At 58.5% G+C, this 12,797-nt stretch carries 10 protein-coding genes and 2 pseudogenes; 3 read left to right on the top strand and 9 right to left on the bottom strand.

The window, feature by feature from the left end; all coding sequences use genetic code 11:
* Nucleotides 1-96 precede the first annotated feature (96 nt).
* Nucleotides 97-416 (top strand): annotated as a pseudogene (locus AB4874_RS19545) (transposase); the annotation flags it as partial.
* Nucleotides 417-766: 350 nt separating this feature from the next.
* Nucleotides 767-1,732: a hypothetical protein gene (locus tag AB4874_RS19550; RefSeq protein ID WP_368393267.1), complete on the top strand. Its 966-nt coding sequence runs from the start codon at nt 767-769 to the stop codon at nt 1,730-1,732.
* Between the two features lie 739 nt (nt 1,733-2,471).
* Here the strand turns inward: AB4874_RS19550 and AB4874_RS19555 are convergent.
* Nucleotides 2,472-2,897: an RrF2 family transcriptional regulator gene (locus AB4874_RS19555; RefSeq protein ID WP_368393268.1), complete on the bottom strand. Its 426-nt coding sequence runs from the start codon at nt 2,895-2,897 to the stop codon at nt 2,472-2,474.
* Nucleotides 2,898-3,056: 159 nt separating this feature from the next.
* Between AB4874_RS19555 and hmpA the strand changes: the two genes are divergently transcribed.
* The gene (hmpA, locus tag AB4874_RS19560; protein ID WP_368393269.1) at nt 3,057-4,238 is read left to right on the top strand and encodes an NO-inducible flavohemoprotein; all 1,182 of its coding nucleotides are present in this window, start codon (nt 3,057-3,059) and stop codon (nt 4,236-4,238) included.
* Between the two features lie 330 nt (nt 4,239-4,568).
* Here the strand turns inward: hmpA and AB4874_RS19565 are convergent.
* The 8 genes and pseudogenes from AB4874_RS19565 to AB4874_RS19600 all read right to left on the bottom strand — a co-directional run.
* A pseudogene (locus tag AB4874_RS19565) lies at nt 4,569-4,808 on the bottom strand (transposase); the annotation flags it as partial.
* A 32-nt stretch (nt 4,809-4,840) separates the two neighbouring features.
* A protein-coding gene (locus tag AB4874_RS19570; RefSeq protein WP_368393270.1) for an IS3 family transposase occupies nt 4,841-5,967 on the bottom strand; the annotation gives its coding sequence in 2 pieces (ribosomal slippage) (nt 4,841-5,703 and nt 5,703-5,967; 1,128 coding nt in all).
* A gap of 202 nt (nt 5,968-6,169) precedes the next feature.
* Entirely contained in the window at nt 6,170-7,594 is a 1,425-nt protein-coding gene (locus AB4874_RS19575) for a gamma-aminobutyraldehyde dehydrogenase (RefSeq protein WP_368393271.1), read from the bottom strand.
* A 16-nt stretch (nt 7,595-7,610) separates the two neighbouring features.
* Nucleotides 7,611-8,420, bottom strand: a complete 810-nt coding sequence (locus tag AB4874_RS19580) for an ABC transporter permease (RefSeq protein ID WP_368393272.1) — start codon at nt 8,418-8,420, stop codon at nt 7,611-7,613.
* Nucleotides 8,410-9,363 (bottom strand): ABC transporter permease, encoded by a 954-nt coding sequence (locus AB4874_RS19585; protein ID WP_368393273.1) that lies wholly within the window; start codon nt 9,361-9,363, stop codon nt 8,410-8,412. The genes AB4874_RS19580 and AB4874_RS19585 overlap by 11 nt, the downstream gene beginning before the upstream one ends.
* Nucleotides 9,360-10,343, bottom strand: coding sequence for an ABC transporter ATP-binding protein (locus AB4874_RS19590; RefSeq protein ID WP_368393274.1), 984 nt, complete (start codon nt 10,341-10,343; stop codon nt 9,360-9,362). The genes AB4874_RS19585 and AB4874_RS19590 overlap by 4 nt, the downstream gene beginning before the upstream one ends.
* 65 nt (nt 10,344-10,408) lie before the next feature.
* Nucleotides 10,409-11,572: an ABC transporter substrate-binding protein gene (locus AB4874_RS19595; RefSeq protein ID WP_368393275.1), complete on the bottom strand. Its 1,164-nt coding sequence runs from the start codon at nt 11,570-11,572 to the stop codon at nt 10,409-10,411.
* 121 nt (nt 11,573-11,693) lie between these two features.
* On the bottom strand, nt 11,694-12,596 hold the full coding sequence (locus AB4874_RS19600) for a LysR family transcriptional regulator (RefSeq protein ID WP_368393276.1): 903 nt from the start codon (nt 12,594-12,596) through the stop codon (nt 11,694-11,696).
* Between the last annotated feature and the right edge of the window lie 201 nt (nt 12,597-12,797).

A 12,797-nucleotide genomic window follows, 5' to 3' on the forward strand; every position in this document is an offset into this window, starting at 1 on the left:
GTTGTTGATTAAGTCTAAGCGCATGGTTCGCATTATGACGCCATGCGCTTAGACAGTGCAAATTTGTGACATTGCTAATCCGTTGCCCTCCAATACATGCTTGCATGTCTAAGAGGATGGGTGGTCAAGAAGACGGGCTGGCTCGCACCGCATGAGGGACGACCGTCGGTCTTCTTGCACGTGGCGATCCAGTTTTGCCTGTCGATCAAGGGGAAAGGGCGTCACGGAAACCTGCCATTGGCATGTTTTTGCCCCCGAACGGGCGGCGCCCCGAGTTGTTCATTCTTCCGCTCAGACAAGCAACCGGGATGGTCGCCAGTCTGCTGCGCCTGGCCGGTCTGGACTGGCCCGTTCCCGATCACTCCACACTATGTCGCAGCCAAATGACGCGCGCTGTCCAGCGCCCGTATGCTCGACCCATATGCTCGACAGGCAGTCCACATGCAGAGCCGGTGACCGGGATTTCCACCGGACTGCGAAGAGATATGTGACCCGGATGAGTGACAATGACCCACGAGAAAAAAGGACGGCGCGCCTGACCTGAACGCCCAATGAGAGACGCTGCCTTTTGCGGGGCAAAGCGGAACAAACCCCGCGCGGCCAGTTCTCGGCTGTTGCACTCTCACGTCGGCGTATCCGCTTTGTGAAGCTGCGTGTTGATGCAAGTCAAGGTTGTCAGCCGCTACGCAGACCTACGCAGATACATAGACGCTAGAACGTCAGCGATGAAATTTTGTCGCGCGGCGTCATAGAGGAGTAAAGTGCTATGAAATCTGCAACACAGAAATCCTTAAACGACGCCCCTGGAGCAAAGGGGTATTTTCGTCGGACGCTTGCCGCGCTTGGTATGGCGGGCGAGGACCGCACACGGACATCTTCTGTCAGTTACGCTAGTTTCAACTGGATACGGATCGTTTTCGGTATCGTGCTGATCTATGACTCTTGGACCTCGCTGAGTTGGCAGCACAAAGTCGCGTCGGCTCAGGCGCTGGGGCTGCCGACCTCAAGCCCGGTTCTTCATCTGCTGGTGATTATTCTGGCCTTCGTGGAGTTGGCGGTCGCGCTTTCGATCCTTTCTAACCGCGGTGTGATACCAATGAGCTGGGTGGGCATCGGCTATGCCGCCTTCGTCTGGATCGTGTTCCAACATGGGGGAGATTTCGGGCAAGATGGAACGGACCCCGGTGTCGCGCTTCCCTACATTGTGATGTTTCTGTTCCTCATCGGTGTTGAGCGTTTGCGCACCGTTCCGGATGTGTCGAATAACGAGTTGCTGACACTCGCACGAAATGGCTTTGGGTTGCTTTGGGGCTATGATGCCTTGTTGAAATTTCAGCCCTATTTCCTGAACCACTTTACGGATTTTCTCACATCTGCGCAGACGGACATGCAAGGAACCTGGACTGCAAGTTATGACCAGCTGTTTCTGGTCGTAACCAACGCCATGGGGCCACATCTGGTCGCAGTTCTGGTGGCGCTCACCGAGGCGTTGGTGGCGGCGTCTTTGATCAGCGGGCGCGGATTGAGGATCATGGCCCCGATCGGATTCCTATTGTCATTCGCGATCTGGAGCACCGCCGAAACCTGGGGCGGTCCCTATAGCTTGGGCGTGTCCGCAGAAGCGGCTCAATTGTTTGGCGCGGCGACGATTTACATGATGGCCTTCTTCTACATCATGACACTTTACAATCCGCTTGATTTGCTACGGGCAAGATCGCGCGTGCTGGGCTGATAGTGCAAATCAGCGGTTCCGTTAACGAGGAATTCAACCACGGAGCCCGCGCGCAGCAGTTTCTCGTCGGGGCTAACGTGGGCGCCAGCCCGACCTTGGCAATGTCTCGTTGAGCGGGATGCGGCTTCCCTGAAGCTGCCGTCCAGTGCCACGCGCAGGACTTGCGCAGACTGGGCGACCGCTCAGCGGGACAAAGCCTACGTTCATGCCCTATTCGGACCCATAGCTGCTAACGTCAGACAGTAAAGTAGCGTCGAGTTGGTGAGATGGCGCCATGCCACCTTGTCCTTTTTCCAGAGGTCCAAACCATTGACCATACGGCGGGCGGCGTTCGGGGCCGCGCTATTCCTGCGCGAGTGACGGGGGCCGCGTTTTGCTCGGGCTTGGCGCGGTCGCAGGACTGATGTCCGAGTGCCTCCGTCTCGCTTGGCGCGCGCAAGGGCCAAGCACAGTCAGAGATCTGTGCGAACGCCGCATCTCTTGGCAAGCTTGCAGCCAAAACCTCGATGAAGGGAGCCTCGGCAATCATCCCCTTAGCGGAGAGCCTGCACAACGCAACGAGCGTCCAGGCACGCCGCCAGCCCTCGTCATCTTTGCCCTCGTGACGTTTCCGCAGAACTCGGCACAACGGCTATATAGACCGTGTGATAGCTTTGGCTGGGCGAACAGAAAGTTCGCTCACCAGCCATTTTGCGCAAGTGCGGCTTGTGACGAAACCCGTTGTAACGGTTTGTCTCCTTCAGGACGCTGCCAGTCCGAAATCGCTGGGTGAGATCGCCATATCCGCAATCGAGTAGGTGTCTAATGTCGCTAGAAACGCTGCGCGGGCCGCTGCCAATGGGGCGATCAAACGGCACGACGAGGTAATGGTGCAACCGCTTCCGCTTCTCATACATTCGACGAGGTCGAAATCCGTCTCCATGTGGCGCACGATATCCCCGACGCCGATCTCGTGGGCGGCCCGGGCAAGATGCAGTCCGCCGGACCGGCCGCGTTGTGCGGTCAGAAACTTGCCCCGGGTCAGTGCGTTGACCACCTTCATGACCGTGCTGCGCGGCGCGCCATAGGCCTCGACGAGATGATCGATCGTGAAGCGGCGGGCTTTGATCGAAACGGCGTAAATCATGACGCGTAAGGCTAGGTCTGTCGTGTCGTTCAAGCGCATTCGCACATCTCTCCTGATGCAGGCTTTACCCAAGCGGCCCGTCTCGCAACACGGGATCGGACACTATGTCGCAGGCATAAACATACCTGTGATTAGCATCTTAATATCGCGCCAAATAGATACGCCTTGTCAGCATGTTTTATAGCTCAGGAGATAAAGATGGCCAAGCCGCTCTCAGAAGAAACACTCGCGATAATCGAAGCTACCGCATCGGTCGTGGCGCAGAACGTCGATCAGATCGTTCCGGTCATGTATCGCCGCCTGCTTGCCGCCCCCGAGATCCGAGCGCTTTTCAACATGTCGCACCAGCACGGTAATTCGCCCCAGCACAAGGCTCTGGCGGGCGCGCTGGTGGCCTATGCCACCCATATCAGAAATCCCGGGGTTCTTATTGATGCGCTGGAGCGGATCGCACAGAAGCACGTCGGCCTCCAAATCCTGCCCGAGCATTACCCGCATGTTGGGAATGCCTTGCTGGGGGCTGTTGCCGAAGTGTTAGGCGAGGCCGCGACCCCCGAGATCCTCAACGCCTGGGGCGAAGCCTACTGGTTTCTTGCCGACACCCTCATCACACGCGAAGAGCAAATCTACGCCGGATCGGAAAAACAAGACGGCGGCTGGCGCGGCTGGCGGCGCTTTAAGGTCGGTTCAAAGGTCGCGGAAACGTCCGAGATCATGTCGTTCACGCTTTGCCCGGTGGATGGCCTGCCCGTTCTCAAACATCGCCCCGGCCAATATCTGAGTTTCCGTTTTACTCCCGCTCAAGGCGAGGAATATCGCCGCAACTACTCGATCTCCTCTGCCCCGGACGGCGTATCCTACCGCATCACCGTCAAACGCGAGCCCGGTGGGCGCATCTCCAATTGGCTGCATGACACCGTAGAGGTCGGCGACGAGATTGATGTGGCCGCCCCCGCGGGCGAATTCTTCCTCGACCCAACGGACAAGCAAGAGATCGTGCTGTTGTCGGGCGGGGTCGGCCTTACTCCGATGATGTCGATGCTCGAGAGCTACGGGGGCGGCGATTTGCGGATGGTTTATATCCACGCGACCCAGAATGGCCACCATCACGCAATGCGCGACGCCTCGCGCCTCAAGGCACATGAAAGCCACGTTTTCTACGAGACGCCCGAAGAGAGCGACGTCGCCAATGGTGTTCATCCCGGCCGCGTTGATCCGAGTTGGCTGGTGCAAATCAGCGATCCGGAAAAGGCGGACTATTTCGTCTGCGGCCCAACGGGTTTCATGCAGGAGATGGTAAAAGGCCTTAAGGCCGCGAATGTTCCGGAATCCCGAATTCACTACGAATTCTTCGGACCCGCCACTGCCCAGATCGGCTGACAATCACGCCCGGCGCTCTATTACACGAGCGTCGGGCGCACTGGAGACATATGGTGTCAAACACCGAACCAAAAGTCGCAATCTTGGTCGCGTCAAACTTGACGAAATGCGCCAAATACTTGACTGCACCCCAGCACAAAAGATGACGAGCGCCTTCATGACATATCCATCGGGAAATGTGGGGCCCGCATTGGAATGGCAGCTTCTTTGATATCAAAAGGTTCGTAATGCACCCGCAGCGAACGGCCGGTTTCCGCCGATTCTGTTGAAAAGCACCCGTTCGCGAGCGCAGAAATAGCCGTTCTGAATTCACGGCAAGCGCCTTTCTTATCAGGCTTTGCGTGTTTGCTGCAGTGCAGGAAAGATCTTGGCCAGTTTGCGGAGGTTTTGGGCGGTGGCGGCGAGCAGGAATTCGTCATTTGCACCGTATGGCCCACGTAATCGGAGCCGACCGAGGCCGAGAATGCGTTTCAGATGGGCGAAGAGCATTTCGACCTTTTTTCGGAGCTTCATCGCAATCACGTATTCATCAGTTTTGGCCAAATCCCTGGCAACTTGGCGGGCATCTTGAGCAGCCCCACTTGAGTGGTCCGTGTTAAAAGTTAGTGCATGATTGGCCGTTGGTCCATCGGGATGATAGCCTCTGGCGCAGGTGGGCGGTAGCCCAATGCACTATGGGGTCGTTTGGTGTTGTAATGTTTCCTCCAGTTTTCAATGATGATTTGGGCTTCACGCAGCGAGTAAAAAATCTCGCCGTTCAAGAGCTCGTCGCGCATCCGGCCGTTGAAGCTTTCACAGTATCCGTTTTCCCAGGGTGACCCGGGCTCGATGTAGGCAGTCTTTGCCCCAACCGCCTTGATCCAGTCTCTGACGGCCTCAGCGATGAACTCCGGGCCATTGTCCGACCGAATGTAGGCAGGCACCCCCCGCAGGACGAACAGGTCTGTCAGAGCATCAATGACCTCAGTTGAGTTCAGCTTCCGTTTAACCCGGATCGCCAAGCATTCCCGGCTGTATTCGTCCAAGATGTTGAGGGGCCTGAACGCCCTGCCATCATCGGTTCGGTGATGTACAAAGTCGTATGACCAAACATGGTTGCGATATTCCGGGCGCAGCCGGACACACGACCCATCATTCAGCCAGAGCCGCCCCTTCTTTGGTTGTTTCATTGGCACTTTAAGCCCCTCGCGTCGCCATAACCGTTCAACCCGCTTGTCGTTGATCTGCCAGCCTGCCTCTCTCAGCAAAGCCGCAACCCTGCGGTAGCCATATCGGCCATACTGGCGCGTCAATTCCATCATATCAGCGACCAAGCGTTCTTCGTCAGCACGCCCACGTGGCAATCGACGTTGTGTGGATCGGTGCTGGCCCAGAACGCGACAAACCCGTCGCTCTGAAACTTTGAACTGACTGCGAACATGATCGATGCAGGCCCGCCGACGCGAGGGGCTCAGAAGTTTCCCGATGCGGCCTCCCGTAGGATCAGCTTGTCCAGGGTCAGGTCAGAAACTGCACGTCGCAGGCGCTCGTTCTCTTTCTGTAGCCGCTTTAGCTCTTTGAGTTGTTCCGTGCCCATTTCACCGTACTTCTTCTTCCAGCGGTCATAGGTTTGTTCAGTCACGCTGATCTGACGGATCGCGTCAATCCGGGGCATGCCTTGCCCCATCAGCACCTCAACCTGCCGTAACTTCACGACAATATCTTCAGGCTTGGGTCTCTTAATCGCCATTCTTGGTCCTCCGCTTTCCTAACTATAGGGGCGGACCACTTCAAAGGGGGAGGCTCATCAGCACAGAGGGCATATCAGCGTTTAGCAACCGCCTTAGCCGATCCTAAAATATTGCGAAGAAGCGACTCTTTCCAGCCTTCGATATGCACACGTTGGTTCGCTCCAACTCATTGGCGGCCGATACTAGCGCATCACGCCGCGCCTAATGGGCAACCATAACGTGCCTGACGACCGAGTAATCCTCCAAGGCGTAGGATGACATATCCTTGCCATACCCCGATTGTTTCATGCCCCCGTGCGGCATCTCGTTGGTCAGCATGAAATGGGTATTCACCCAAGTGCAGCCATATTGCAGCCTTGCTGCGACCTGCATTCCCTTGGACACATCCTTGGTCCAGACCGACGAGGCGAGGCCATAATCACTATCATTGGCCCATTTAATCGCATCGTCGGGATCGTCGAACCGCGTGACGGAGACCACGGGACCAAAGACCTCCCTTCGAACGATCTCATCGGTCTGAAGCGCGCCTGCGACCACGGTGGGCTGGTAGTAAAACCCCGGACCCTCGGGACATTCGCCCCCCGTGGTGATCTCGATATGATTGGCCTCGCGCGCGCGAGCCACGAAACTCGCCACCCGGTCGCTCTGGCGCTGCGAAATGAGCGGCCCGATCTCGTTAAGGCTGTCATCCTCGTGACCATAAGAGATCTGAGCGACGGCATCCGTCAGACCAGCGACGAACTTGTCATACACATCGCCCTGCACATAGACGCGGCAGGCGGCGGTGCAGTCTTGCCCGGCATTGTAGAAACTGAAGGCGCGCAGCCCTTCGATCGTGGCCTCGAGATCAGCATCGTTGAATACGATGACCGGGGCCTTGCCGCCAAGTTCGAGATGTGTGCGCTTGATCGTCTTGTTGGCGGCTTCCAAAATCTTGCGCCCCGTCGCGATATCGCCGGTGACCGAAATCATCGCCACTTTCGGATGGTTGATCAGCGCCGAGCCCACCGTTTCGCCCCGCCCAAGAATGATATTCACAACGCCTTCGGGCAGCACTTCGGCAAAGATATTTGCCATGGCCAACGCGGTCAGCGGGGTCTGCTCGGACGGTTTGAACACCACCGTATTCCCCGCCCCGATCGCGGGCGCGATCTTCCAAGCCATCATCATCAGAGGATAGTTCCACGGCGCGATCGAAGCGACGATGCCGATCGGATCGCGCCGAACCATCGACGTATGCCCTTCGAGATACTCCCCTGCTACTGGCCCGGTCATGCAGCGCACGGCGCCCGCGAAAAACCGGAAGCAATCCACGATGGCGGGCAGTTCATCCCCCAGCGCGAGCGGGCCGGGTTTGCCGCAGTTGAGCGCCTCCAGCGCCGCAAGATTTTCCGCCTCCGCCTCGATCCGGTCCGCGATCCTGAGCAGATAGCCCGAACGTTCGGCAGGCGTGGTGCGCGACCAAGCTGTAAAAGCCTTTTCAGCCGCGTCCACCGCCTCTTCGACCTGCGCGAGAGACGCTTCGGGCAGTGTAGTGATGATCTCGCCGGTGCGCGGGTTGAGGATGCTTTCCTCAGTCTCGGTGCCGGAAACGAGCTTTGCTCCGATCAGCATTTGCGTGTCCATGGGAGTCTCCCTATTTTTATTTATCTGAACCGGCGGTGTGTTCGCCGTCTTTTGTGAGGTAATAGGCCGCGAGGATTGGAAGGACGGTCACAAGGACCACCGCCATTGCGACCACATTGGTCACAGGGCGCTGGCGTGGACGGACGAGCTCTTCGAGCATCCAGATCGGCAGAGTCGTTTGATTGCCGGCGGTGAAGGTGGTGACGATGACCTCATCGAAACTGAGGGCAAAGGCCAGCATCCCGCCCGCCAGCAAGGCGGTTGCGATATTGGGCAGGATCACGAGGCGGAAGGTTTGCACCCCGTCCGCGCCCAGATCCATGGCGGCATCGATCAGCGCCCCCGATGTGCGCCGGAACCGCGCCACCGCATTGTTGTAGACGATCACGATGCAGAAGGTCGCGTGGCCCAAGACGATGGTCCAAGTGCTGAACGGAATATCCAAAAGCGAGAAGGCCGAGCGCAGCGAAATCCCGGTGATGATCCCCGGCAAGGCGATGGGCAGGATCACCAGAAGCGAAATCGTCTCGCGTCCGAAGAACTTGGAACGTGCCACGGCGGCGGCAGTCAATGTGCCAAGGATCAGCGCCAGAGTGGTCGAGATCGCGGCCACTTTCACCGATAGGGCCATGGCCTCCCAGACGTCCGCGCGCCCAAGGGTGACGCCAATCCATTTCAGCGTGTAACCGGGCGGCGGCCATTGAAAGCTCTTCTCCTCGGTCGAGAAGGCATAGAGGAAAATCAGCGCGATGGGGGCGAGCAGGAAAACGAGCCCACCGAATGCGGCCAGCTTGAGAGCCAACGGAGATCGGTTGTCAGAGTGCATCGAACGCTCCCATCTTGCGTGCGCCCCATAGGTAGATGCCCATGATCACGATCGGCACCACGGTGAAGGCGGCGGCAAGCGGAATGTTCCCGGCCGTGCCCTGCTGGGTATAGACTGCCTGCCCGATAAACAGCCGTGAATTGCCCACGATCTGGGGCACGATGTAGTCGCCCAGAGTCAGCGAAAAGGTGAAGATCGAGCCGGCCACCACTCCCGGCAGCGCGAGGGGCAGCAACACCATGCGAAAGTTCTGCCGCGGCGTTGCGCCAAGATCGGAGGCAGCCTCGGTGAGATCCTTGGAGACCCGTTCCAACGCCGCCTGCACGGGAATGATCATGTAGGGCAGCCAGATATAGAGAAACACGAGGAAGGTGCCGATATAGCTGACCGACAAGGAATTTCCGCCGATCACGGGCAATGATAAAATCCCGTCCAGCAGCCATGTCAGATGCAGCTTGGCGAAGATCCAGTTCAGAATGCCTTCCTTGGCAAGCACGAGTTTCCAAGCGTAGACCTTGACCAGATAGCTCGACCAGAGCGGCAGCATGACGCCGACGTAAAACAGCGCCTTCCATTTGCCCTTCGCATAGCGGGCGGCAAAATAGGCGATGGGAAAGGCCAGGATCGCAGCGGCGATGGTGACCGATGCGGCCATCGCCACGGTGCGCAGGATGATGTCGAGATTGTAGGGCCGTAGCAGCTCGCCATAGGTTTTCAGCGTGAACTCATGGACCACGACGCCCGAAAACTCGTCGATAGAAAAGAAGCTCTGGATCAGCAGGGCAATGAGCGCGCCAATATAGACGATCCCGAGCCACAGCGTGATCGGCAGCACGAGCAGAAAGACGAACATGCGGGGGTGGCGGATAATCCAGTCCACCGCACGCGCCAGCGGCCCGGAACGCGGGGCGAAAATCGCTGCATTTGAGCTTAGATCGCTCATGCTTCCCGCTCCATCAGATGCACCCGCGCAGGGTCCCAGGAAATCCGTGCCGCCTCGCCCACATCAGGGGTATCTTCGCGCGCCGGGATCAGAGCGGTCAGGCTTTGCCCCGCAAGATCCAGCGAAAGCTTGGTCACCCGGCCGTGAAAGAACCGGCCTGTGACCGTCGCCTCTCGGCCGGCAGGATCAAACACCACATCCTCGGGGCGCAGCGAGGCCCATTGGCCCACACCCCCGACTCCCGCAAGATCGGCGGGGAGCACGTTGGAGGAGCCGACGAAATCGGCCACAAAGCGCGTATTGGGGCAGCGATAGATTTCTTCTGAGGTGCCGATTTGCTGGATTTTTCCCTCAGCGAAGACAGCCACACGATCGGCCATCGACAGGGCCTCATCTTGATCGTGGGTGACGAACACAAAGGTCAGCCCAAGCGCGCGTTGCAACTTGCGCAACTCTTCCTGCATCTGTTCGCGCAGCTTCAAATCAAGCGCGCCCAAAGGCTCGTCCAGCAGCACCACGCGCGGCTTGTTGATCAGCGCGCGTGCCAGCGCGACACGCTGACGTTGGCCGCCCGACAACTCTCCGGCGCGGCGGTAGCCATAGCCGCCCAGCTCGACAAGTTCCAAGGCCTCTTCGGCGGCACGGTGACGCTCGGCCTTGCCCACGCCCTTGACCCGCAACCCGAAGGCCACGTTTTCGCGCACGTTCATATGCGGAAACAGCGCGTAGTTCTGAAACACGGTATTCACGTTGCGCAGATAGGGCGGCACGCCCTCCGCGCGTTCACCGAAAATCTCGATTTGCCCTGCGGTCGGTTGTTCGAACCCCGCGATCAAGCGCAGGCAGGTCGTCTTTCCCGAGCCGGACGGGCCGAGCATGGCGAAGAATTCTCCATCACGGATCGAAAGATCGACCTCGTCCACGGCTTTTACGGATCCGAAATGGCGCGAAACGCCTTGGAAGGTCACGGCATCAGTCATCTTTGGTCTTTCGGGGGAATGCGCCCAGACCCGAAAAGGGGCCGGATCCGGGCGGTTTGTAGCGATCAGCGGCCGCCGATCACACCGATGTAGTCGGACACCCAGCGGTAGTAGGGCACGCAGTTGTTTTGACCGTCACAGTTCGACACCGGAGTTTGCCAGAACTTGATCTTGTCGAAATCGTCGAGACCGTTCTCGGAACAGCCTGCAGCGGTTTGCATCCCCGATCCGTCCGTGCAAGCCTCGGGCACGGAGGGCACGGCGCCAAACCACACGGAGAGATCGGATTGCAGGTTCGAGTTCAGCGAATGCTCCATGAACATATAGGCGCAATTCGGGTGAGCAGCCTCGGAATGGAGCATCAGCGTATCGGCCCAGCCCGTTGCGCCCTCTTCGGGAATCACGGACGCGACCGGCAGGCCGTCGGCCTTCAGCAGGTTGACCATGAACGGCCAAGAGGACGAGGCCACCATGCCCTCGTTCTTGAAATCGTCGATCTGGATGAAGGCGTCATGCCAGTAGCGCGACACCAGCGTGCGTTGCGTGCGTAGAAGATCAAGCGCGGCGGCGTATTGGTCTTCGTTAAGCGCATAGGGGCTGGTGATGCCAAGCTCGGGCTTGTGGGCCATCAAATACATCGCAGCATCCGCGATATAGATCGGCCCGTCATAGGCCTGCACGCGCCCCTTGTTGCTTTCGCCATCCGGGAGCGTCATCTCCTCGAAAACGACGTTCCAGCTTTTGGGCGCCTCGCCGAACACCTCGGTGTTATACATCAGCACGTTCGGCCCCCACATAAAAGGCGTGCCGTAATGCGTGCCCTTGACGGTGTGCCACGGGGCGTCCTTCAGGCGATCATCGACGCGCGACCAGCTTGGGATCAGATCGATATTGACGGGCTGCACGCGACCGCCCGCAATCAGGCGCAGCGAGGCATCGCCTGATGCGGTCACCAGATCGAAGCCCCCTTCGTTCATCAATGCGACCATTTCGTCCGAGGTGTTGGCAGTCTTGATTTCGACCTTGCAGCTTGTCGCCTTTTCGAACTTGGTGACCCAGTCGAAGGCAGGATCGGTTTCGCCGCGCTCGATATAGCCCGGCCATGCGACGATAGAAACGCTGCCTTCCCCCGCTCCCAGTTCGCTCAGCATATCGGCGGCTTGCAGCGGAAGCGTTGTGGCAGCGGTGAGTGCAAGGCCTGATACGCAGCCTTTGAAAATCTGTTTCATGATGACTTTCCCTGTTGCAACGAGAGTTGGAACCCTCTTGCACACGAGCCTGTGAAACTTCGTGAGCTTTCACAAATTCAATTCTCAGGTTTGAGCTATCGGAAAAAACGATAGCTTGGAATCATCGCGTGTTTTTATGGACTTGTGCCGCAAGAACAAATTCGCGCGCCACACGCGAAAGAGGGGCGCCTTTTCTCCAGACGATTCCAACCTGCACAACTGGCAGGCTTCCCGATACATCTCTGGACACGATACGGTCCCCTTCGAGAGACCAGCGGCGATAGACCATCTCCGGCAAAAGCGCGATTCCCGCCCCCGTCGCCACCAGCGAGCGCACCGCCTCCACAGAGCGGGTTCGAAAGGCCACACGCGGGCGCGCCCCGAAAGCCGACAGCAGCTTGCGCGTCGCTTCCTCGACCTCGTCGATCCTCAACATGATCATCGGCTCGCCTGTGAGATCCTCGATCGAGACGGAGGGCCGCGTCGTTAGCTCGTGCCCGTTAGGCAGCCAGAGCTGGTAGGGCGATGTATCGATGATCTCGGTCTGCAGCGCCATGCGATCGCGCATGTTGCTTGTCACCATCACCGCCACGTCCAACTCTCCGCCGACCAGGAGATGCTCAAGGTAATCGCCAGAATCTTCCGATGCCGTCACCTCGACCTGCGGATTGGCACGCCGAAAACGGGCAAGAATATCCGATAGCACATAGCCCGCAACCAGCGAGGTCACCCCGACATGCAGCGTCCCGGTCAGGTCGTCACTCTCCTGCGTCAAGGCGTGGCGGGCATCGGCGACCCCCGCGAGAATGCCCGTGGCATGGCGCAGAAACTGATGCCCCTTATGGGTGATCTCTAGCCCGCGCGCATGGCGAGTAAACAATGGCACGCCGAGATCGGCCTCCAACTCGCGGATCGCTTCGGTGACCGCGGATTGTGAGATCGCAAGAGTCTGCGCGGCGCCCGACACGGTGCCGGTCTCGGCAACTGCGATAAAGTAGCGAAGCTGTTTGAGTGAAAATGCCATCTCACGTTCTTAGCGTGTCAATCAAAGCGATGTCTATCGCGCCCGCAATTGCTTGATTGTCAATCGGCATGCAATCCTGTCTCTGACTCAATTTCTGTGGCGCGGTCATGCCGAATGCTGAAGGCGCGCCAGAAGAAGGTCGATACCTGCAGCGCCATACATCTGCCGTTTCAACATCTTCAGCCTGTTGATCTGGCCTTC

The sequence above is a fragment of the Thioclava arctica genome (genome assembly GCF_040892615.1).
Lineage (GTDB): Bacteria > Pseudomonadota > Alphaproteobacteria > Rhodobacterales > Rhodobacteraceae > Thioclava > Thioclava arctica.